Origin of the sequence: Hymenobacter jeongseonensis (assembly GCF_015694725.1) — a bacterium.
In the GTDB taxonomy this organism is placed as follows: Bacteria; Bacteroidota; Bacteroidia; order Cytophagales; family Hymenobacteraceae; genus Hymenobacter; species Hymenobacter jeongseonensis.
Map to the genome: position 1 here is coordinate 73140 of NZ_JADQDQ010000004.1, position 22867 is coordinate 96006.

General features: G+C 61.9%; 14 protein-coding genes. 9 read left to right on the plus strand and 5 right to left on the minus strand.

All coding sequences use genetic code 11. The features are described 5' to 3' along the window. Positions 1-160 precede the first annotated feature (160 nt). Entirely contained in the window at positions 161-655 is a 495-nt protein-coding gene (locus I2I05_RS09955) for an REP-associated tyrosine transposase (RefSeq protein WP_317192338.1), read from the plus strand. A 63-nt stretch (positions 656-718) separates the two neighbouring features. Here I2I05_RS09955 and I2I05_RS09960 read toward each other — a convergent pair whose 3' ends face one another. The 5 genes from I2I05_RS09960 to I2I05_RS09980 form a co-directional block, all read right to left on the minus strand. Beyond that, positions 719-1501, minus strand: a complete 783-nt coding sequence (locus I2I05_RS09960) for an ABC transporter permease (RefSeq protein ID WP_196282104.1) — start codon at positions 1499-1501, stop codon at positions 719-721. 198 nt (positions 1502-1699) lie between these two features. After that, the gene (locus tag I2I05_RS09965; RefSeq protein WP_196282105.1) at positions 1700-3478 is read right to left on the minus strand and encodes an OmpA family protein; all 1779 of its coding nucleotides are present in this window, start codon (positions 3476-3478) and stop codon (positions 1700-1702) included. A 292-nt stretch (positions 3479-3770) separates the two neighbouring features. Further along, a complete protein-coding gene (locus tag I2I05_RS09970) occupies positions 3771-4766 on the minus strand; it encodes a hypothetical protein (RefSeq protein WP_196282106.1) in 996 nt (331 codons plus the stop codon). Between the two features lie 4 nt (positions 4767-4770). Continuing rightward, positions 4771-5457: a hypothetical protein gene (locus tag I2I05_RS09975; RefSeq protein WP_196282107.1), complete on the minus strand. Its 687-nt coding sequence runs from the start codon at positions 5455-5457 to the stop codon at positions 4771-4773. A gap of 298 nt (positions 5458-5755) precedes the next feature. Then, positions 5756-6937, minus strand: a complete 1182-nt coding sequence (locus tag I2I05_RS09980; RefSeq protein WP_196282108.1) for a substrate-binding domain-containing protein — start codon at positions 6935-6937, stop codon at positions 5756-5758. Between the two features lie 324 nt (positions 6938-7261). On the opposite strand from I2I05_RS09980, the gene uxuA reads away from it, so the two are divergent. The 8 genes from uxuA (at position 7262) to I2I05_RS10020 (ending at position 22793) form a co-directional block, all read left to right on the plus strand. Further along, positions 7262-8500, plus strand: a complete 1239-nt coding sequence (gene uxuA, locus I2I05_RS09985; protein ID WP_230688268.1) for a mannonate dehydratase — start codon at positions 7262-7264, stop codon at positions 8498-8500. 24 nt (positions 8501-8524) lie between these two features. Continuing rightward, a complete protein-coding gene (locus tag I2I05_RS09990; RefSeq protein ID WP_196282109.1) occupies positions 8525-10651 on the plus strand; it encodes an alpha-glucuronidase family glycosyl hydrolase in 2127 nt (708 codons plus the stop codon). Between the two features lie 24 nt (positions 10652-10675). Next, the gene (locus tag I2I05_RS09995; RefSeq protein WP_196282110.1) at positions 10676-11485 is read left to right on the plus strand and encodes an SDR family NAD(P)-dependent oxidoreductase; all 810 of its coding nucleotides are present in this window, start codon (positions 10676-10678) and stop codon (positions 11483-11485) included. A gap of 57 nt (positions 11486-11542) precedes the next feature. Further along, positions 11543-14710 (plus strand): SusC/RagA family TonB-linked outer membrane protein, encoded by a 3168-nt coding sequence (locus I2I05_RS10000; RefSeq protein WP_196282111.1) that lies wholly within the window; start codon positions 11543-11545, stop codon positions 14708-14710. Between the two features lie 145 nt (positions 14711-14855). Then, complete coding sequence (locus I2I05_RS10005; protein WP_196282112.1) at positions 14856-16595, plus strand: RagB/SusD family nutrient uptake outer membrane protein; 1740 nt, start codon at positions 14856-14858, stop codon at positions 16593-16595. A 167-nt stretch (positions 16596-16762) separates the two neighbouring features. Continuing rightward, complete coding sequence (locus I2I05_RS10010; RefSeq protein WP_230688269.1) at positions 16763-18385, plus strand: GH35 family beta-galactosidase; 1623 nt, start codon at positions 16763-16765, stop codon at positions 18383-18385. Between the two features lie 6 nt (positions 18386-18391). After that, positions 18392-20395, plus strand: a complete 2004-nt coding sequence (locus I2I05_RS10015) for a sialate O-acetylesterase (RefSeq protein ID WP_196282114.1) — start codon at positions 18392-18394, stop codon at positions 20393-20395. Between the two features lie 208 nt (positions 20396-20603). Further along, positions 20604-22793 (plus strand): glycoside hydrolase family 3 N-terminal domain-containing protein, encoded by a 2190-nt coding sequence (locus tag I2I05_RS10020; RefSeq protein WP_317192339.1) that lies wholly within the window; start codon positions 20604-20606, stop codon positions 22791-22793. Positions 22794-22867: the final 74 nt, after the last annotated feature.

A 22867-nucleotide genomic window follows, 5' to 3' on the forward strand; every position in this document is an offset into this window, starting at 1 on the left:
GATTGGTTTCGGACGGCTTTGTGGGTCGCGGACTAAAAGTCCGCGCTACATTGCAGCTGTGTCCGACCTGATTTAGTATGAGCGTAATCTGCCGCATCGGTTACCGCCGGGCGAGCTCATTTTCATCACGTTCCGGCTGGCGGGCAGCTTACCGCAGGAAGTGTTGGAGCGGCTGCAGACAGAAGCCCAATTGCTGCAGGAAAGCTGCGGCCCAGACCCCGCCGCGCAGTATGCCGAGCGGAAGAAATATTTTGGTCGCTTCGATAATTTGCTGGCGGGCAGCAACCACGGTCCTACTTGGCTACGGCAGCCAGAAATTGCGACCGTCGTAGCGCAGGCGCTGCATTATCCCGATGGGAAGGGCTACAACCTGCGGTGCTACTGCATCATGCCCAATCATGTTCATTTAGTAGTAGAGTTGCCGGAAGGTGCGCCGCCGCTGGCGAAAACACTTCAATTGCTTAAAGGCTATTCCAGCCGGCAGGCAAACCAGTTGTTGGGGAGGAGCGGGGCTTTCTGGCAGGCCGAGAGCTACGACCATGTGGTGCGAGCGGGAGAACTGGAACGGATTGTTCGCTACGTGTTGGAGAATCCAGTAAAGGCTGGGTTGGTTGATGATTGTGAAAAGTGGCCGTATAGCTTTCTGGCGCAGTAGCGCGGACTTTTAGTCCGCGAGTTATATTGATAGTAAGCTTTGGGAAGGCGGTTCACCCGCGGACTAAAAGTCCGCGCTACTGCCCAGCGCCGAGTAAGGGAAAAACATCCGCCGCAGCAGCACAAACACATAGTCCTGGGCCGCGCCAGTAGCTAGAATCACCAACTGAATGGCCAGCACCCCATCCAAATGCAAGTAGCGGTTCTGCTTGTAGAGCAGCAACCCAATCCCGCCTTCCGATTGGTAGAGCGTTTCCACGAGCGTAATCATGGTCCAGATGATGGCGAAGTTCTGGCGCACGACTTCAAGCATTTCGTCTAGCTTGCCCAGTACCACTACTTCCCAGAAACTGCGCCACTCGCTCATGCCTAGGGTGCGGGCGTGGTCCATTTCCTCCTGCGTGGTGGTCAGAATCACGCTCGTCATGCCCGTGACCAAGTACACCGTGGCCCCGAAAATGAGCACCGAGAGCTTCACCTGGTGGCCCGAGCTTATCATCAGGGCCATGAAGAAGGTGAGGCCGGTGAGGGTGAGGTAGCGCATCTTACTTGCCGCGTAGGCAATGGGCCGGAAGAAGGGCAGCGCCGTGAGGTAGGAGATGAGCAGCGCCAGCACCGTGGCCACGGCCAGGGCCTGCAGGGCCGTGGTCATGCTGGCCCACAGCTCCTGGATGAGGCCCTGCGTGGTGACGAGGTCGCCGAGCGAGCGCACGACTTCGCCCAGGCTGGGGAAGAACTGCATGGGGTAGAACAGCCACAGCAGCAGCAGCAGGGCTACCTGGCCGGCCACCATGCTGGTGAACACGAGGCGGGCGGGTTGGGCGTTGGGGGTGAAAAGGGATTTCATTGGGGCAGTAGAGAAGGCGGTCTAACTCCCCTCCTCAGATGAGGAGGGGACGTCAAACCGCAGGTTTGACTGGGGTGGTTGCGCTCGTTGAACGACTTGCGCGGGAGGCGTTAAGGCATCGTTCAACGAGTTCAACCACCCCCGTTCGAGCCCTGGGCTCGAACATCCCCTCCTCGTCTGAGGAGGGGAGTTTTCGTTCTAGTTGCCTAGCACAATTTCCACGCGGCGGTTTTTGGCTTTGCCGTCTGGCGTGGTGTTGCTGGCTACGGGCTCGGTGGCGCCGTGGGCGTACACCTGCACGCGGCCTTTGGGGAAGGCGCTGCGGCTTTTGGCTTCGAGCCATTGCTCCACGGCCATGGCGCGGTCTTCGGAAAGCTGCTGGTTGCGCTGCGGGTCGCCGGTGTTGTCGGTGTGGCCGTGCACGGCCACTTTAAGGCGGCCGGCCACCACGAGGTCATTGAAGAGCTGGTTGAGGTCGCGCTCGGCGGCGGGAGTGAAGGTGCTCTGGCCCGAATTAAAGGCGATGTTCCAGGCGCGCTTGCTCACGCTTTGGCGGATTTCGTCATCGGCGGCAAACTGCTGGGTTTCGGCCGGGGCCACGGCTTTGCCTTTGTATTGCTGCTGAAGCTGCTGCAGCGGCTTGAGGTCCAGCATTTCGGCCAGGGGCACGTAGCTGGGCAGCTCCTTGGGGTAAAGCTTGCTTTGCACGTCGCCGAAGGTTTTGTACACCGCCGCGTAGATGTTGGTACCGCCTTCGTCGAGGCCAAACAAGCTCAGGTTGTCACTGAAGTTGAAGGCTTTGCTGCCGCCCAATTCTACTACTTCGCCGTTGCGGTCGGCTTCGCTCACGCCTTTGTAGTACTTCAGCCAGTAGGCGCCGGGCTTGTCTTGGTCGCCGTACACGGTGGCTGATATGTCGGCGGCGCGGGCCAGCGCCTCGGGGTGGGCTTTCACCTGGTCGCCGGCCACGGCGAAGGCCGTCATCAGACCAATTACTTCTTTGGGATGGGCGTCGTACCAACGCTTGGTGGTCACCATGATGTTGGGCATCTGGTTCGAGTAGTCCTTGGTGGACACGATGTTGACGAGGCCGCCTTTCTGCTTGGCGATGTTCACGTCGCCGGGCGTCCAGGTGGCCACGCCGTCGGCTACCACGTCCACGCTCACGCCAGTGTTCTTGCCGTTTACCACCTTGGTGCGGGCTTCGGGCTTGTCGAGGATGTACTTTTCAGCGGCTACCAGGAAGTCGGATGCGGCCATGAAGTTCACGGCTTCGGGGTCGTAGGTGGTTTCGTCGGGGTTCACTTTCAGGCCGTTGTCGGCGCACCATTTCAGGGCAATGTTCTGGTCGCCGTCGCGCAGGTAGCAGGCTATGGTTTTGCCCAGGGCGGTTTTCGGGTTGTCGAGCCATTCTTTCGGGCCCATTAACTTGTCTTCACCGAAGGATTTGCCCACCGAATAGGGGATGATTTGCAGGCTGGTGCCGGCCTTCTGCAGCTGCGTTTGCACCGCCGAAAAAGCGGGCAGGCCGTCGCCCATAATGCTCACAATCAGGCCCGGCGTTTCCGGGTTGTTCTGCAGGTCGAGGGCATTTTTTACCAGGTCTGCCTGCATTTTGCTCACGTCGTCCTGGCGCACAATCTGCAGGTCGATGCCGTTGGCGGCCATGCTGGAGCCCATGGTGCTGCGGGGGCCGCCGTTGGCCAGCATGCCGGCCATCTGGCTGTTCCAAGCCATCACCTCCCACACCATTTTGGTGCCCTTATCAGCGGGCGCGGTGCCCGGCAGCGGGGCCAGCGGCACCACAATGGTGGCGCGGCTGCCGCCGGTGGCGGCGGGCAGCTCAATCGAGTTGAGCAGTACCGATTGCGTTTCGGCTTTCTTGAACACGGCACCGCTGGATACCAGCTTGTTGATGCCGAAGTAAAGGGCCGCTACCAGGAGTAGGCCGATTACGATTTTACCACGTGTTGTCATGAGTGTTGTAGCGTGGACTCTGCGCGTCCACGGGTTATTTTAAAGAGTTGGAGTATGGTTTTGGAGCGCCAGACGCGGACTCGCAGAGTCCACGCTACAGTCCTCCAGTTTGTCATGCAGAGCGCAGCGAAGCATCTCGCTCGCATCGTTGCATGGTTGGGTTTACTGGTGGCGGGCGAGATGCTTCGCTGCGCTCTGCATGACCGGTGCTTTGGCTACATGAGGAGCGGTGTGACGTTCCACTGTTTCGCCATTGCCCAGCAAGCTCACCAGGCCACAGGCCAGCAAAAAGCTAATCAAGCAGGCTATAATAGGCATCATCGGAGGCTTTTTTGGTGGTGGCGAAGGATTGTTGGGCTTGCGGCTTTTCGTTGAGCACGGCGTTGAAATCGCCGTTTTGGTACTTGGTGAGCAGGCGCTGGCCCTTCTCGCTCATCACGCCATTCTGGATGTCCATCTCCTTCACGAATTCCTGCGAGTAGCGCATGGCCTGCTTGATTTGGCCCAACTGCTGGGCCATGTCTTGGGCCACGCGGTCGGTGGCGAGGTCGAAGAAGTACTTCTTGTCGGGGTCGCCGCGCAGGATGTTCATGGCGGCGCGCATGCCGGAGCTGGTACGCTTCACCAACTCGTATTCGTCTTTCAAGAGGTTGACCTTGAACTTGCTGCCGTCAATCTGGCGCAGGGCAGCCTTCAGAATCTGGCGCATCACTACCGAGACGTTGGCCGTGGTGGTGGCCATGGGCTGCAGGCGGCGGTTGTAGTCCTCCAGCTGCGCGGCGCGGCTGGCGTAGCTCTCGGCCATGTCCTTTTCGCCCTGGCGGGTGGCGGAGTTGGCCAGGGCCAGGTACTCCTTCATCTGGTTGGTATTGGCGGCCAGCTTGCGCTTCACCAACTCGTGGGCACCTTCGATGTTGGTCACTTCGGCGTCCATCTTGCGGGCTTCCTGCTCGGTGTTCTTGATGTAGTCCTGCATGATGCCGATGGGGTCGGTGTTGACGAAAATCCCGGCCAGCGTGCGCAAAATGCGCTGCCCGGCATACCACAGCCCGGCGTGGATGCGCTTGTTAGTGACCAGCAAAAACAGCACGAACAGCACGCCCAGCCCAATTCCCAGCTTCACGCTGTTGAAGACGATGTCGACGAGGAAGGGCAGGATTTTGCCCCAGTAGTACACGGCCGCGCCTACCAGCCCGAGGAGCACCACGCGGCCGGCCATCTTTTCCGGCTTTTGCCACTTGGGCAGGCCGGTGTCGGTGTCAGAGGAAGTTGTGAGTAGCGTGTTCATGGCATTAAGTGGTTGAAGGATTGGCAGTGGGAGTGAGGAAGGATTGCGCGGCCTGGCGGTGGGCTTGCAGCTCGGCGGCAGCGGCGGCGTTGGCCAGTTCGTAGGAGGCGAGCGCAGCCTGGGTTTTCTGCTTTTCAGCCTGCGCCTGCTGCTGGATTTCACGCAGCTGCTGGCTCTTTTCGGTGAGCTGCTGGGTAAGGGCGGCTACGTCGGCTTGCAGCTGGGCTTCGCGTTGTTGCAGCAGGGCCAGCGGGCCAGGGGCGGCCTTTGAGTTGGTGGCTTCGCCTAGCTTTTCGCGGTGGCGCTGCAGCACCCGGGCGCGGTCGTCGGCCAGCTTGTGGGTGAGCTGCTCGGCCGAGGCCAGCAGGGTGGGGCGGTCCACGCCGGTGAGGGCGGCGAAGGCGTTGAAGGCCGTTTGGTAGAGCAGCGGGCCGGTGAGGCCGCTGCCGGCCATGCTGTTCACCAGCTTGGTGTAGGCGCCGAAGTCCTTGCCGTCGCCCACCAGCAGGCTGGCGATGTGGTCGAGGTGGCGCTGCTCGGCCTGGGTGACGAGCGGCGCCGGGCCAGCTGGCTGGGCGGTGCTGGCTTGGGCGGGCAGCGGCTGAGGCGCGGGGGCTTCGGCCAGGGCCGCTCCATCGTCTTCGATGAAGAAGCCCTTGGCGGCTTTGGTGAGGTTATCAAGAATGTCCATGGCAGCAGGTGGTTGGTTACTGCCACTCCATGCCAATACCAGTGCCGTTTCGGAAATTGATTGTTGGTAATGTTTATTTCGTGCTGGTTATAAGAGTATTAAATAAAAAATCCCCGCTGAGCACTATGCTCAACGGGGAGGATTTTTTTCAAAATGAAAAGGTTATTTTTCCATTTCAACAATCAATGACAGTCATGCAGAGCGCAGCGAAGCATCTCGCTTGTGGCAGTAATCCAATAATTAGTGGTGGCACGCGAGATGCTTCGCTGCGCTCTGCATGACGGGCTTTACAATTCAGCTATATACTCAAGCTAAACAACTCGCCTTTCCCTTTCAGCGACGACCCCCGGATAACCAGCTCGCCGGAGATGACGAAGGTGCGGGGCTGGAAATCCTCCTTCTGGCGCACTTGCTCGAGGAAAAGCCGGGCGGCCTGCTGGCCGATGCGGTAGGGGTGGAGGTTGACGGTGGTGAGGCCGGGCTCAATCATAGCGGCCATGAATTCGTCGCCGAAGCCCACCACGGCGATGTCTTCGGGCACGCGCAAACGGCGTTTTTTCAGAGCCACTAGCAGGTCGAAGGCGTTGGTGTAGTTGATGGCGAAGATGGCGTCGGGCGGCTCGGGTAGTGCCAGCCACGTATCGAGCGCCGCCACAGCTTCTTCGGTCCGGAACTCAATGTGCACCTCGTATTCCTTGCGCAAGTCGAGGTTGTAGCGCTTCAGGGCGTGCTGGTAGCCTGCCAATCGATTGCGGGAAATAAGCAACGATTCCGGGCCGGCCAGGATGGCAATGCGCCGGGCGCCCTGCTGAATCAGGTGCTCCGTGACGTTGAAAGCCCCATTCCAGTCATCCAGGATGACTTTGGCGCTGTCCACTTCGTTGCTCACCCGGTCGAAATGCACCACGGGCACGCCCCGGCAGGCGGCAGGCTTCACGTGGTCAAAATTTTCGGTTTCGCGGGAGTGACAGATGAGCAGGCCATCGACGCGGCTAGCCACCAGGGCCTGCACATTGCTCACCTCCGTTGCGTACGATTCCTTTGACTGACAAATCATTACCCGGTAGCCGGCTTCGGTAGCAACCTCCTGAATGCCGCTGACCACCGTGGCGAAAAACGGCCGTTCAATGTCGGGAATAATAACACCGAGCGTGTGCGTTTCGCGGCTTTTGAGGCTTTGGGCCAGTAGGTTGGGCTGGTAGTCCATTTGCCGGGCCACGTCCAGAATGGCCTGGCGGGTGGTGGGGCTAATGTCCGTGTGCCCGTTCAGGGCCCGCGACACCGTGGACGAAGCCACGCCCACCGCCTTGGCCACATCGCCGATGGTGGTTTGGCTGCGGCGTCGCTCGGTGAGCTGCCCGGCCGGCTTTTCCTCAGTAAAGTGGTAGTCGCAGGCCTTGCACAGAAAGCGCTGGCGGCCCCGCACAAAGCCTGCTTTCAAAACCGAGCTACTCAACTTGCATTTAACGCAGGTTATCATCTTGATTTGTACTTTTTGTGGAAAAGGACGAGTTTAGATAGCCGGTGTTGCCCCTGCTTTGTCTAGTTATTCAAAGGTAACACACAAAATATTTTTTAGGCCACCGCACAGCTAAGATATCTATCGGCAACGATTCCGGAAACGTTGCCGATAGTTTTATGGCCAAAACAAGTTATTTGGGCCGTTTTATTCTTGTTGACTATTACGGAAACGGGTGTACTTTCGATTATAAGTCCTTCAGATATGCTTCCGGAAGCTTTTCGGGTATCAAGCGCAACCAGAAGGCTTAGTGTATAGTCAAATTGTATTCTGCCGAAGAGTCTTATGCTGCACACCATGCGTTGGTTCGGTCCGCACGACCCCGTTTCGTTATTCGACATTCGGCAGGCCGGGTGCGCGGGCGTGGTCACGGCCCTGCACCAATTGCCCGTGGGCGCGGTGTGGCCGGTGAGCGAGATTCAAGCGCGCCAGCAGTTGATTGAAACCGACAACGCCACCCATTCGCCCCTGCACTGGGCGGTGGTGGAAAGCCTGCCGGTGCACGAAGACATTAAGAAAGGCCGGCCCGCGCGTGAGCTTTATATAGCGAACTACAAGGCGTCTTTGCGCAACCTGGCGGCCTGCGGCATCCGCACGGTGTGCTACAATTTCATGCCGGTGCTGGACTGGTCGCGCACCAACGTCAGCTACGAAATGCCCGACGGGTCGCTTGCCTTGCGCTTTGTGTGGCAGGATTTTGCGCTGTTCGACCTCTGTATTTTAAAGCGCCCCGGCGCTGCAATCGATTACGAGCCCAATGTGGCCGAAGCCGCCCGCCAGCAGTTTGCGGCCATGAGCACCGAAGAAATCACAACGCTCAGCAACACAGTGCTGTTGGGCTTGCCCGGCTCGGAGGAAGCGTTTGAGCTGGCTGGTTTTCAGGGCTTACTGGATGAATACGCGGCCATTGACGCCGCCGCTCTGCGCGACAACCTGCACTACTTCATTCGGGAGGTAGCGCCCGTGGCCGAAGAACTGGGGATTGGCCTCTGCATTCACCCCGACGACCCGCCGTTTCCCTTGCTGGGCCTGCCCCGGGTGATGAGCACCGAAAGCGACATTGCCCAGCTGCTGGCGGCCTGCGATGTGCCGGCCAATGGCCTCACCTTCTGCACCGGTTCGCTGGGCGTGCGCCCCGATAACGACCCCGCCGCCATTGCGCGGCGGTTTGGCCCGCGCATTCACTTTGTGCACCTGCGCACCACCAAGCGCGAAGCCAACCCGCGCAACTTCTACGAAGCCGACCACTTGGCCGGCGACGTGGACATGTACGCCGTGGTGCGCGAGCTGGTGCTCGAGGAGCAGCGCCGGGCCGAAAACGGCGCCCCAGCCCTGCCCATGCGCCCCGACCACGGCCACCAGATGCTCGACGACCTCAAGAAGCAGACTTACCCTGGCTATTCCGCCATTGGCCGCCTGCGCGGGCTGGCCGAGCTGCGCGGGCTGGAATACGGCATCCGCCGCAGCCTGGAAGCAGAGGCCCCGCCGCTCGCCGCTCACGCCAGCGCCCCACAATATTCCTGATACGTTCCTCCCAAATCCCACCCAATGCTCCTCCGGTCACTCTTGCTACTGTTGGTTTTGGTCGCTGCCACGCCCCGCAGCCGTGCCGACGACGGCTATCGGCTGTGGCTGAAATACGACCTCATTACGGACGTGGCCCAGCGCAATGCCTACCGGCAGGCCGCTCAATACATTGTGGCTGAAGGCAACTCCGCGGTGCTGAAAACGGCCGCCGCCGAGTTGCAACGCGGCTTGCAGGGCCTGCTGGGCCAGCCGGTGCCCTTGGTGACAAAGGGTGAGTCCAACAGCACAAAGCGCGGAATCTTACTACTGATAAGCCCGACCGCAAACGTTCCCGGAACAGCCCAAACCCAGGATGGCTACCGTATTTTAACGCAAGGCCGCAACCTGGTGGTGACGGGGAGGAGCGGGGCTGGCGTGCTCTACGGCGTGTATGCCCTGCTGCGGCAGCTGCAAACGCAGCAACCCGTAGCGAATTTGGCTACGGCCAGCAGCCCGCGCATCCAGTACCGCTTGCTCAACCACTGGGACAACCCCAACGGCACCGTGGAGCGCGGCTACGCGGGCTCCTCCATCTGGAAATGGTACGAGCTGCCCGAGCGCCTCGACCCGCGCTACACCGACTACGCCCGCGCCAATGCCTCGATTGGCATTAACGGGGTGGCCATTAACAACGTGAACGCCAGTGCCCGCTACCTTACGCCGGAGTATTTGCAGAAGGTGAAAGCGCTGGCGGGCGTGTTTCGACCCTACGGCATCCGGGTGTATTTGTCGGTGTTCTGGGCAGCGCCCAAGGTCATCGGCGGCCTGAAAACCTCCGACCCGCTCGACCCGCAGGTGAAGCAGTGGTGGGCGGCCCGCACCGCCGAGATTTACAAGACCATTCCCGACTTCGGCGGCTTTCTGGTAAAGGCCAACTCTGAAGGCGAACCCGGCCCGCAGGACTACGGCCGCAACCACGCCGACGGCGCCAACATGCTGGCCGAGGCCCTGGGCCAGCACGACGGCATTGTGATGTGGCGCGCCTTCGTGTACAAGGCCAACAGCAAAGGCGACCGGTTTAAGGAAGCCTACGAGGAGTTCAAGCCGCTCGATGGGAAGTTTTCGCCCAAAGTCCTGGTCCAGGTGAAGAACGGGCCGATTGATTTTCAGTCCCGCGAGCCGTTCCATCCGCTGTTTGGGGCCATGCCCAAGACGCCGCTGGTGCTGGAAGTGCAGCTCACGCAGGAGTACTTAGGCTTTGCGACGCACCTCGTTTACCTGGCGCCACTTTTCAAAGAATGCCTCGATTTCGACACCCAAACCAAGGGCCCCGGCTCGACGGTGGCGAAGGTGGTGGATGGCAGCCTCGACCAGCACCTCCTCAGCGGCATTGCGGGCGTGGCCAACATCGGCTCCGACCGCAACTGGACCGGCCACCCCATGGGCCAGGCCAACTGGTACGCTTTCGGCCGCCTGGCTTGGGACCATAGCCTGACCGCGGCCGCCATTGCCACCGAGTGGACCAAAATGACCCTGACCCGCGAGCCCAAGGCCGTGGCCACCATCGTGGACCTAATGGGCCAGTCGCGCGACATCTACGTGCGCTACACCACGCCGCTGGGCCTGCACCACATCATGGGCCAGAACATTCACTACGGCCCCGAGCCCTGGCTGGCCGAAGCCGGCCGCCCCGACTGGACCGCCGTGTATTACCATAAAGCCGACTCCATGGGCCTGGGCTTCAACCGCACCGCCACCGGCTCCAATGCCCTGGCGCTGTATTCGCCGGGCGTGCAAAAGCAGTGGGGCGACCCCAAAACCTGCCCGCCCAACTACCTGCTCTGGTTTCACCACGTGGGCTGGAAGCAGCCGCTGCCCACCGGCCGCACCCTCTGGAACGAACTGGTGACCCGCTACTACACCGGCGCCGACTCCGTGACCTGGATGCAGCAGCGCTGGGCCAGCGTGAAGCCTGCCGTGGACCCCGCCCTGCACACCGACGTAACGGCCCGCCTGCAAATCCAGCGGCAGGAAGCCCTGTGGTGGCGTGATGCCTGCGTGCTCTACTTCCAGACCTACTCGAAGCAGCCCATTCCGGCGCCGTTTGCGCCGCCTACCCGCACCCTGGCCGAAGTCAAAAGCCTGGTCGACCTCTATCAACTGAAATAATTAGTCGCGGCAACCACTACCGATATGGAGCATCAATCACACACTACCGGCGCCACAGTCGCTGACCATTCCCAGCCGGCCAACGTCTTTTCGTTGGAGGGCAAGCTGGCGCTGATAACCGGCGGCGGCACCGGCATCGGCCTCGAAATAGCCCGCTGCATGACCGAAGCTGGCGCCACGGTGGTCATCACTGGCCGGCGCGAGGAGGTGCTGCGCGATGCCGTGGAAAACCTGGGCGAGTCCGCCCAATACATTGTCAACGACATCACCGATTTATCGTCCATCGACGGGTTGGTGGCGCAGATTGAAGCCGCCCACGGCCCCTTGGACATACTGGTGAACAACGCCGGCATCAACCTCAAAAAACCGGCCCTGGAGGTAACCGACGAGGAATTCAGCCGCATTCTGCACACCAACCTGCACTCGGTATTTGCCCTGACGCGGGCTTGCGCTGCGCGCATGGTAGCCCGCAAAAAAGGCGTCATTCTCATGATTTCCTCCATGGCCGCCTACTACGGCATCGACCGGGTGGTGGCGTACGCGGCCTCCAAGTCGGCGGTGGAGGGGATGGTGAAGGTGCTGGCCTCCGAGTTCTCGGGCCACGGCGTGCGCGTGAACGCCATTGCGCCGGGCTTCATCGAAACCGAAATGAGCCGCAAGGCCATGAACTCCGACCCCGACCGCCGCGACCGGGCCATGCGCCGCACGCCGATGGGCGCCTTCGGCCAGCCCGCCGATATCGGCCACGCGGCCGTGTTTCTGGCTTCGCCGGCCGCGCGCTACATCACCGGCGTGTCGCTGCCCGTCGACGGCGGCAATTCCATTGGCTTTTAACCCCACCTTTTTCATTCTCAAGCACTCTCACACCCACCAAAAAACCCACTGAATATCATGCGAGTACATTTATTGAAAACCGCACTGTGCCAGGTCCGGCTCTGTGCGCAGCTCCTGGGGGGCGGCTTCCTGCTGGCAGGAGGGCTGCTGCCGTCGACGGTGTGGGCCCAGGCCGGGCGCACGGTCACGGGCAAGATTACGTCGGACACGGGCGAGGCCCTGCCGGGCGTGACCGTTATTGTGAAGGGCACCACCATTGGTTCGACCACCAACGCGGAGGGCGTGTACAGCCTGAGCGTGCCCGAGGGGCAAAATACGTTGGTTATCAGCTCGATTGGCTTTGAGCGCAAGGAAGTAACCGTTGCTGCTTCGGGTGCCACGGACGTGCGCCTCGTGACCGAAGCCCAGACGCTGAACGAAGTGCAGGTGGTGGGCTACGGCGTGCAGAAGAAAAGCCAGGTGACGGGCGCCATCTCGTCGGTGGATGAAAAGGCCCTGCGCGACGTGCCGGTGGCCAACGTGGGCCAGGCCCTGCAAGGCCGCGCCGCGGGCGTCAGCATTGCCAGCTCGAGCACCGTGCCGGGCCAGGCGCCGGTGATTCGTATCCGGGGCAACCGCTCGTTTTCGGGCAGCAACGACCCGCTGCTGGTAGTGGACGGCGTGCCCTTCGACGGCAGCCTCAACGACCTGAACCCCGATGACATTACTTCGCTGGAAGTACTGAAGGACGCTTCCTCCACCGCCATTTACGGCGCCCGGGGTGCCAACGGCGTCATCCTCATCTCAACCCGGCGCGGCAAGGCCGGCACGCCCAAAGCCACCTACAGCGGCTACTACGGCGTGAAAAAAGCCTACGGCCTCTACGACGTGCAGAACGGCCAGGAGTACTACAACTACCGCCTGGAAGCCTACCGCGCCCAAAACCCCAACTACGACCCGGTGACGGCCACGTCGTTCCTGACGGCCGATGAGCGGGCCAACTACGCGGCCGGCAAAAGCACCGACTACCAGGACCTGATGTACCAGAACGGCCACATTCAGAACCATGTGGTGGGCGTGAGTGGCGGCAACGAGCAAACGCAGTATTCGACTTCGCTGGGCTACTACGACGAAACCGGCATCGTGCCGGTGCAGCGGTTCAAGCGCTATTCGCTGCGCGGCACCCTCGACCAGCAGATTGGCAAGCGGGTGAAAGTGGGCCTGAACACGCTCAATACCTTCAACAACACTGACGACCCCAACATCAACATCCTCTACTCGATTATCACCACCAGCCCGCTGGCGTCGCCCCGCGCGGCCAACGGGGTGCCAATTCTGTATCCCAACTCCGACACCGGGATGTCGAACCCGCTGACGCTGTACGAAAAGGACGCCCACCGCGACCGCAACCGCCGCGTTCGGACCTTCAACAGCCTCTACGGGCAAGTGAACATTCTGAAAGGGCTGGACTACCGCCTGAACGTGGGCCTCGACGTGCGCTCCGACAACAACGGCAGCTTCTTCGCCTCGCAAACGCCGCAGAACGGCGGCGGCCAGAGCACGGCCAACCGCTCGACGAGCCTGGCCTTCAACCTGCTGGCGGAAAACATTCTGACCTACAACAACACCTTTGGCAAGCACGACGTGAACCTGACGGGCCTGTACAGCGCCCAGGAATTCCGCACCGATAACTTCGGCACCGGCGTGCGCAACCTGCTCACCAACTACCAACTCGACGACAACCTCGGCGCGGGTTCGCCCAGCTCGGCCTTCAGTGGCCAGCAGAAGTGGGACATTATTTCCTACATGGCCCGCGGCAACTACGCCTACGACGACCGCTACTCGGCCACGCTGACCATGCGCGTGGACGGCTCGTCGCGCCTGGCGCCCGGCAATAAGTACAAGGCCTTCCCCTCGGCCGCCGTGGCCTGGAACCTGGCCAACGAGTCGTTCCTGAAGGATTACGGCCAGGTGAACGTGCTGAAGCTGCGCGCCAGCCTGGGCCGGGTGGGCAGCACCGCCGTCAACCCGTACCAGACCTACGCCTTGCTCACCTCGGCCCTGGGCACGGGCTACTACAACTTTGGCGGCACCGGGGCCGTGGGCGCCGTGCCCACCGGTATTTCGAACCGCGACCTGGGCTGGGAATACACCACCACCGCCAACTTCGGCCTCGACTTTGGCTTCCTCGACAACCGCCTTTCGGGTTCGGTAGAAGTGTACCAGCAGCGCACCAGCGACCTGCTGCTGCCCGACGCCCTGCCCACGGCCAGCGGCTACGGCTCCTACGTGCGCAACGCCGGCCAAACCCAGAACCGCGGCCTGGAAATTTCCCTCACCACGGCCAACGTGCGCTCGGCTAATGCCGGCGGCTTTGAGTGGAGCACCGACTGGAACTTCACCCTGAACCGGGAGAAAGTCCTCTCGCTGGCCCGCGGCACCGATGCCAACGGCAACGAGCTGAGCGACGTGGGCAACCAGCGCTTCATCGGCCAGCCGATTTACACCATCTACGACTACAAGAAGCTGGGCATCTGGCAGACTTCGGAGGCCGATGAGGCCAAAAAGTACGGCTCGAAGCCCGGCCAAATCAAGGTGCAGGACTTGGACAACAACGGCGTTATCAATTCCAACGACCGTCAGATTATCGGCTCGCGCCAGCCCAAGTTTGAGGCCGGCCTCACCAACCGGTTCCGGTTCAAAGGTTTCGACATGACCATCGTGGCCCTGACCCGCGTGGGCGCCACCGTGGTGGACCCCACGTTGTTCGGCCCGGCGTACTTCGCCACCAACACCGGCCGCCGCAACCAGGTGAACCTCAACTACTGGACGCCCACCAACCCCAGCAACGAGTACCCCCAGCCCGACCAGACGGCGCGCGCCACCGAGTGGCCCACCTACGGCCAGACGCTGGCGTACCTGAGCGGCACGTTCGTCAAAGTGCGCAGCATCGACCTGGGCTACAGCATTCCGGAGGCCTGGGCCAAGTCGGCGTTCATGAGCTCGGCCCGCATCTACCTGCAGGTGCAGAACCCGCTGATTTGGGCTAAGGAGCAGTATTTCAAGGATAACAAAGCCATTGACCCCGATGCGCTGTCGTACTCCAGCCGCTTCAACGCGGCCAACCCCGGCGGCATCGAGTTCACGGGCGGCAACCCCAACAGCAGCTCGGCGGGCCTGGCCGGCGTGGGCACCAACTATCCCGTAACGCGGGCCTTCATTGTGGGCGTCAACCTGGGCTTTTAATCTCAAGGAGCGACTGGGCGGCGGAACGAAGAAGTGAACATGCCGCGTCGAAAGAATTTCAGCAACGGGCATTCCATCAGCTGCTTCACCACCCAGTCACTCCTCATTCCTCCACTCAATTTTTCAGCGCAACGCGCTACTTTATATGAAAAAAATAGTATTTGTCACCTTGGGCGCGGCCTTGCTGCTGGCCGCTAGTGGCTGCGACAAGGACATCCTGGACGAGAACCCGCAATCCATTCTCACGCCGGCCTTTCTGGGCACGCAGCAGGGGATAGAGTCGGGCGTGGCGGGCGTGTATTCGGGCCTGCGCCAGCTGCACGGCAACGACGCGGCGTTCTTCACCACCGAAGCCGGCACCGACCTGTGGACGAACGGGATTTCGTCGAGCAGCGGGCTGAACGATTACAGCCTCAACGACCTGACCCCGGTCAACGCCAACTCGACCTCGTTTCTGTGGACCGTGTGCTACCAGTACATCAACACCGCCAACGGCGTGCTGCAGTACGTGTCCACGGTGCCGGGCCTCGACCCGGCCCGCGCCAAGCAGCTGGCCGCCGAAACCAAGCTGCTGCGGGCGCACTACTACTTCACGCTGGTGCAGCACTTCGGCGATGTGCCGCTGTCGCTGGGCTTCATCGAGTCGCCCACCAAAGACATTCAGCGCGCCCCCCTCGCCGACGTGTACAAAGCCATTATCAAGGACCTGACGGAGGGCATGAATGAGATTGCTGACCGGCCCGCCCAGCCCGGCCGCGTGACGCGGGCCACGGCCCTGCACGAGCTGGCCAAAGTGTACCTGACGCGGGCCACCTCGTCGGCCAAGGAAACCAGCGACTATGCCAACGCCGCCCTGTTTGCCAAGGAGCTCATCGACAACCAGGGCCGCTACGGCAAAGGCCTGGAAGCCGACCCGGCCACGGTATTTGCCGAAGGCAACGAGAACGGCAAAGAGGTGCTGTTCAACGTGCAATTCAACGGCGACGCCACCTTCTCCCGCATCGATGGCTTCACCTTTGGGGGAGAAAACATAGCCGGCTTCAACTTCCGCAGCCGCTACGACCTGCTGCCCAACATGGCGCGCGACATCAACAACGGCCGGCCGTTTGCTCGCCACGCCGTGACGCACTACCTGGAGGATGCTTACATTTTGCGGGATGCCAGCGGCAATGCCCTGGAATCGGGGGCGTCGTTGCGCACCACCGACTCGCGCTACAACAAGTGGTTTACCACGGTGTACCGGGTGAACGCGCCCGGCAACAACAGCGGCAGCACCAGCGCCGTGGTGGGCGACACGGCGGTGTGGTACCCCGGCCGCGAATTGCCGGCCGCCACGCTCGCTCGCATTGCCAGCCGCACGCCGGTGCCCTACCGGGTTATCCAGCCCAGCCAGTACACCACCGAGTACTTCCCCACGCTCAACAAGTACGACTCCCGGAATCGCACGTCGGTAAACGGTTTCTCTACCCGGCCGAACATCATCTACCGCCTAGCCGAAACCTACCTGATAGCTGCCGAAGCCTACTTCTACCTGGGCGATGCGGCCCAGGCCGCCACCTACATCAACGTGGTGCGCCAGCGCGCCGCCGCCCCGGGCAAAACCGCCGAGATGACGATTGCGCCCAGCCAGGTTTCCATCGACTTCATTCTGGACGAGCGCGCCCGCGAGCTGGCCGGCGAAATGATGCGCTGGTTTGACCTGAAGCGCACCGGCAAGCTGTTGGAACGGGTGAAAGCTTACAACCCGCCCCTCACCCGCCTGGCCAGTGGCGTCTACGGCTCCAATGCGGCCATCAACATCAAGGATTACCACGTGCTGCGGCCCATTCCGCAAACGGAGGTGGACCGCACCAGCGGCAAAATCACCCAGAACCCCGGGTACTAGTATCTGGAAGTTAAATAGAAGAACGTCATGCTGAGCGGAGTCAAAGCATCTCTACCCCTTCGTTGAGCTGGCATTGATTACTACTGCACGCGAGATGCTTCGCTCCGCTCTGCATGACGTTCTTTTTTCTTCCTGCCTTCCTTTCTAATAAATCCAAGCGCTTCGCTTTGCTACACAAACTTCTCCTGCTTCTTCTGTTAATCGGGACGGCACTCGCGGCGCAAGCCCAGAGCCCGGCCAACATGCCGCGCCTGGTGAAAACCGGCCAAAGCACCCAACTTCTGGTAGATGGCAAGCCCTACTTCGTGCTGGGCGGCGAACTGGGTAATTCCACCGCCTCCAGCACGGCGTACATGCAGCCCGTGTGGCCCAAACTCAAGGCCATGCACCTGAACACGGTGATTGCGCCGGTGTACTGGGAGCTGATGGAGCCCACCGAAGGCAAGTTCGACTTCACGCTGGTGGACGTCCTGTTGCGCGACGCCCGCAAGCACCAGATGAAGCTGGTGCTGCTCTGGTTCGGCGCCTGGAAAAACAGCATGTCGTGCTACGCGCCGGCCTGGGTGAAAACGGACCTGAAACGCTTTCCCCGCGTGGAAGACGACAAGGGCGTGCCGCAGGAAATCATGACCCCGTTCAGCTCCGCCAACCTAGAGGCTGACCGCAAGGCTTTCGTGCAGCTCATGCAGCACCTCAAAGCCACCGATGACCAGCAGCACACCGTGATTACGGTGCAGGTGGAAAACGAAATCGGCATGCTGCCCACCGCCCGCAGCTACGACGACCGCGCCAATGCCGCCTTCAAGCAGCCCGTGCCCGCCCCGCTGCTCACCTATTTGCAGCGCGAGCGCAAAAACCTGAAGCCGGAGTTTGCGGCCATCTGGCAGCGCCAGGGCGCCAAAACCAAAGGCACCTGGGAAGAGGTGTTCGGCAAAAGCTTGGCTACCGATGAAATCTTCATGGCCTGGTATTACGCCACCTTTACCAACGCCATAACCGTGGCCGGCAAAGCCGCTTACCCCTTGCCCATGTACGTGAACGCGGCCCTGAACCGGCCCAACGTGCCGCCCGGCAAATACCCCAGCGCCGGCCCGCTGCCGCACCTCATGGACGTGTGGCAAGCCGGCGCACCGGCCATCGACATCTTGGCGCCGGACTTCTATAACCCCAATTTCGAGCACTGGTGCGACCTCTACACCCGGGGCTCAAACCCGCTTTTTATCCCCGAAATCCGCTTTGAGGCGGGCGTTGATGCGAAGGCCCTTTTCGCCTTTGGTAACTACAACTGCCTGTCGTTTGCGCCCTTCGCCATTGAGGGCAGCGACACCTTAAAATCGCCGCCCATCGGCAAGGCGTATGAACTGCTGCGGCAGGTAACTTTCCTGCTGGGCAAGTACCAGCCGGCCGGGCAGGTGCGCGGGTTTTTGCTGCAAAAAGACTCGGCGGCCCGCGCCTTTGCGCTGGGCGACTACCAGTTTACCGTTAAGCACGAGTATGCGCTGGGCTGGTCGATGGGGTCGAAAAAGCCGGACTGGTCGCCGGGCGGCGGCCTCATCATCGCCGTGGCGCCCGATGAGTTCTACGTGGTGGGCACCGGCCTGGTGCTCACCGCCGAGCCCACTGCCAAAGGCAAGCGCGCCGGCTACCTAAGCGTCGACGAAGGGCGTTTTGAAAACGAAAAGTGGCTGCCCGGCCGCCGCATGAACGGCGACCAGGACCACCAGGGCCGCCACGTGCGCGTGTCCGGCGGCGATTACAGCATTCAGCGGGTCAAACTCTACACCTACTAACGCCCGATGACTCGTTTCCTTTCCCTGTGCGTATTTCGTCCGCAGCCCTCCATCCGGGGCTGGCGGGGCCTGCTGTGCGCCCTGGTCGTGGGCATTGGGCTGTTGACGCCTTCGCGGGCCGCCGCTACCGTCCGTCTGCCGCGCTTGGTGAGCGACGGCATGGTGTTGCAGCGCGACGCCGACGTGGCCGTGTGGGGTTGGGCCGCGCCTAAGGAAGCGGTCCGCGTGACCTTTCTGGGCAAGACGTACCGCGCCACCGCTGGGGCTGATGGCAAGTGGCGCGTGAAGCTGCCGCATCTGAAAGCCGGTGGGCCGTTTGAGATGAGCATTGCCGGCAGCAACCAGCTGACCGTGAAAAATATCCTGGTGGGCGACGTGTGGCTGTGCTCGGGGCAGTCGAATATGGAAACGCCCATGAGCCGCCTGCGCGACAAGTACCCCGACGTCATTGCCCAGGCCACCAATCCGCGCATCCGGCAGTTTGAGGTGCCGATGACCTACGCTTTCCTGAAGCCGCGTGCCGACCTTGCCGGCGGCAAATGGACGGAGGCCAACCCCCAAACTGTGCTTCAGTTTTCGGGCGTGGCCTACTTCTTCGCGAAGGAAATTAACGCCAAATACCAGGTGCCTGTGGGCATCATCAAAGACGCCGTAGGCGGCTCACCGGCCGAAGCCTGGCTGAGCGCCGAGGCGCTGAAGCAGTTCCCAACCTACGAGCAGCAGGGCGCCAAATACAAGGACAGCACGCTGGTGGCCAGCACCAAGCAGCGCGAAAGCGCCGCCGTGGCCAGCTGGTACCAAACCCTCTATAAGGCCGACCAGGGCCAGGCCCGGGGCCAGCAAAAATGGTCGGCGCTGGACTACGACGCCAGCAGCTGGGCCACCATGAACGTGCCCGGCTACTGGGCCGACCAAACCCCGCTGGGCCCCGTGAACGGCGTGGTCTGGTTCCGCAAAGAAGTAGAGGTGCCCGCCGCCATGGCAGGCCAGTCTGCCCGCTTGGAGCTGGGCACGCTGGTCGACGCCGACTCCACCTACCTCAACGGCCAGCTGGTGGGCAGCACCGGCTACCAGTACCCGCCGCGGAAGTACGAGGTGAAAGCCGGCGTGCTGAAGCCCGGCAAAAACGTGGTGGTGGTGCGCCTCATCAGCAACAGCGGCCGCGGCGGCTTTACCTCGGACAAGAAATACGAACTCACAGCTGGCGGTCAAACGCTGGATTTGCGCGGGCAATGGCAGTACCGGCTGGGCGCCACCATGCCGCCCACGCCGGGCACTACCACGTTCCAGTACCAGCCCGGCGGCTTGTTCAACGGCATGATTGCCCCGGTGCTGCCTTACGCCGTCAAGGGCGTGTTGTGGTACCAGGGCGAAAGCAACACCGGCCACCCGCAGGACTACCAAGCCCTGATGACTAGCCTGATTGCCGACTGGCGCCAGCATTTTGCCCAACCCAACCTGCCGTTCCTCTACGTGCAACTGGCCAACTTCATGGCCGCAAAGCCCGAGCCTGGCGAAAGCGGCTGGGCTGCCGTGCGCGACGCCCAGCGCCGCCTGCTGGCCGTGCCCCACACCGGCATGGCCGTGATTACCGACGCCGGCGAGTGGAACGACATTCACCCCCTCGACAAGCAAACCCCCGGTCACCGCTTGGCCCTGGCTGCTCAGAAAGTAGCGTACGGCGACGCTAAAGTGGTTGCCGCTGGGCCGCTGTACCAGGCCATGCAGGTGGCCGGCAACAAAGCCACGGTCAGCTTCACCAGCATCGGTAGTGGGTTGGTGGCAAAGGGCGGCGGGCCGCTGAAAGGCTTCGCCGTGGCCGGCCCGGACAAGAAATTCGTGTGGGCTCAAGCCCGAATTGAGGGGAACAAAGTGGTGGTCTGGAGCGACCAAGTGACCAACCCCACCACGGTGCGCTACGCCTGGGCCGACAACCCCGAAGGCGCCAATCTCTACAACCAAGAAGGTTTACCCGCTTCACCCTTTACAACCGCCGCCGATGTTCTCTAACCTGCTACATCGTTCTGCTAGGAAACCTTGCTCCCCGGCATATACTGGTGACGGCCCAGCACCAACGGGATATTGGCACCGGCTAAGTGCGGCTGTAGCGTGGACTCTGCGAGTCCGCGTAGGGTCGCGTCTTTTGGGCCTCGTTCTGGCGGGCGCGGACTCGCAGAGTCCACGCTACATTCCTAGGGTTCTCTCTCTCTTTTGGGGTGTGAGGTTAATCGTCTGCCTGTTTGCAGCATTGGCAATAAGCCAATCCGCTCACGCGCAGGCGGCCACCCAAACTGCCCTATTTCTCGACCCCAAACAGCCCGTTAACGCCCGCATTAAGGACCTGATTTCGAAGCTGACGCTGGAGGAGAAGGCCGACCAGATGATGTACAACAGCAAGGCCATCGAGCGGCTGGGCATCCCGGCCTACAACTGGTGGAACGAGGCCCTGCACGGCGTGGGCCGAGCCGGCGCGGCCACGGTGTTTCCGCAGGCCATTGGGCTGGGCGCCACCTTCGACGACGACCTGGCCAAGCGCGTGGCCACCGCCATTTCCGACGAAGCCCGCGCCTCCTACAACGCGGCCGTGGCCAAGGGCTACCGCCAGCAGTACAGCGGCCTCACGTTCTGGACGCCCAACATCAACATCTTCCGCGACCCGCGCTGGGGCCGGGGCCAGGAAACCTACGGCGAAGACCCTACGCTCACCGGCCGCTTGGGCGTCGCCTTCGTGCAGGGCCTGCAGGGCGACGACCCCCAGCACCTCAAAACGGCGGCCTGCGCCAAGCACTTCGCCGTGCACAGCGGCCCCGAGCGCCTGCGCCACGAGTTCAACGCCGTAGCCACGCCCCAGGACCTGCAGGAAACCTACCTGCCGGCCTTTCATAAGCTGGTCGATGCCAAAGTGGAAGCCGTGATGTGCGCCTACAACGCCACCAACGGCGAGCCCTGCTGCGGCAATACCTACCTGTTGCAGGACGTGCTGCGTAAGCAGTGGGGCTTCAAGGGCCACATCGTGAGCGACTGCTGGGCGCTGGTCGACTTCTACCAGGGCCACAAAGTGGTGAAAACGCCCGCCGAAGCTGCCGCCCTGGCCCTGGAGCGCGGCGTAAACCTGAACTGCGGCAGCGTGTACCCATCCTTGCCTGAGGCCGTGCAAAAGGGCCTCACCACCGAAGCCAAAATGGACAGCTCGCTCGCCATTTTGCTGCGCACCAAGTTCAAGCTGGGCTTGCTCGACCCGCAGGGCAGTAGCCCCTATGATAAGCTCGGCCCCGACGTCATTAACAGCGCTTCGCACCGCGCCCTGGCCCGGGAGGCGGCCCAGAAGTCCATCGTGCTGCTGAAAAACAACGGCGTGCTGCCCCTGCGCAACGACCTGCCCAAGTACTTCGTGTGCGGTCCCAACGCCGCCAACCTCGACGCCCTGCTGGGAAACTACTACGGCGTGAACCCGGAGATGAAAACCATCCTGGAAGGCCTGGTGGGCGGCGTGCAGCCCGGCAGCCAGATGCAGTACCGTCAGGGCGCCATGCTCGACCGGCCCAACGCCAACACCATCGACTGGGTGAGCGCCACGGCCCGCACCGTCGATGCCACGTTTGTGGTGCTGGGTATCACCGGCCTGCTGGAAGGGGAAGAGGGCGAGTCCATTGCCTCGCCCACGTTCGGCGACCGCCTCGACTACAACCTGCCCAAAAACCAGATTGACTTCCTGAAAAAACTGCGCGAAAATAACAAGCAGCCCCTCATTGCCATCATCACGGGCGGCAGCCCCATGAACCTGGCCGAAGTGCACGAGCTGGCCGACGCCGTGGTGCTGGCCTGGTACCCCGGCCAGGAAGGCGGCAACGCCGTGGCCGACGTGGTATTTGGCAAGGTCTCGCCCTCGGGCAAGCTGCCCATCACCTTCCCGAAATCCCTGGAGCAGCTGCCCGCCTACGAGGACTACCGCATGGCCGGCCGCACCTACCGCTACCTGGCTGCTGAGCCCATGTACCCCTTCGGCTACGGCCTGAGTTACGCCAAATTCACGTACCCTTCGGTGAAGCTTGCCAGCAAGCGCGTGGCCAAAAACAAGCCCGTCGACGTGACGGCCACCATCACCAACACTGGCAAGGCGGAGGGCGAAGAAGTGGTGCAGCTCTACGTGACGCACGCTGCCAAAAAAGGCACTCAGACCCCGCTGTACTCGCTGAAAAACTTCCGGCGCGTGAAGCTGGCGCCCGGCGCCAGCACTACCGTCAAGTTCACGCTCACGCCCGATATGCTGGCCTTGGTCAATGACAAAGGACAGTCGGTGGCGGCCACAGGCCCGGTTACGGTGTGGGTGGGCGGCTCGCTGCCCAGTGCCCGTAGCGTCGCGTTGGGTGCCAGCCCAGCTGCCAAAGCGGTTTTAACTATTAAATAACAACTATAAAGAACGTCATGCAGAGCGCAGCGAAGCATCTCGCTCGGAGCAATTAATTAGTTGAAGCACGCGAG

Excerpts from the sequence above, each read along its gene's own strand:
- I2I05_RS09960 (WP_196282104.1), bottom strand. The coding sequence starts at position 1,501 with ATGAAATCCCTTTTCACCCCCAACGCCCAACCCGCCCGCCTCGTGTTC.
- I2I05_RS09965 (WP_196282105.1), bottom strand. The coding sequence starts at position 3,478 with ATGACAACACGTGGTAAAATCGTAATCGGCCTACTCCTGGTAGCGGCC.
- I2I05_RS09970 (WP_196282106.1), bottom strand. The coding sequence starts at position 4,766 with ATGAACACGCTACTCACAACTTCCTCTGACACCGACACCGGCCTGCCC.
- I2I05_RS09975 (WP_196282107.1), bottom strand. The coding sequence starts at position 5,457 with ATGGACATTCTTGATAACCTCACCAAAGCCGCCAAGGGCTTCTTCATC.
- I2I05_RS09980 (WP_196282108.1), bottom strand. The coding sequence starts at position 6,937 with ATGATAACCTGCGTTAAATGCAAGTTGAGTAGCTCGGTTTTGAAAGCA.
- uxuA (WP_230688268.1), top strand. The coding sequence starts at position 7,262 with ATGCTGCACACCATGCGTTGGTTCGGTCCGCACGACCCCGTTTCGTTA.
- I2I05_RS09990 (WP_196282109.1), top strand. The coding sequence starts at position 8,525 with ATGCTCCTCCGGTCACTCTTGCTACTGTTGGTTTTGGTCGCTGCCACG.
- I2I05_RS09995 (WP_196282110.1), top strand. The coding sequence starts at position 10,676 with ATGGAGCATCAATCACACACTACCGGCGCCACAGTCGCTGACCATTCC.
- I2I05_RS10000 (WP_196282111.1), top strand. The coding sequence starts at position 11,543 with ATGCGAGTACATTTATTGAAAACCGCACTGTGCCAGGTCCGGCTCTGT.
- I2I05_RS10005 (WP_196282112.1), top strand. The coding sequence starts at position 14,856 with ATGAAAAAAATAGTATTTGTCACCTTGGGCGCGGCCTTGCTGCTGGCC.
- I2I05_RS10015 (WP_196282114.1), top strand. The coding sequence starts at position 18,392 with ATGACTCGTTTCCTTTCCCTGTGCGTATTTCGTCCGCAGCCCTCCATC.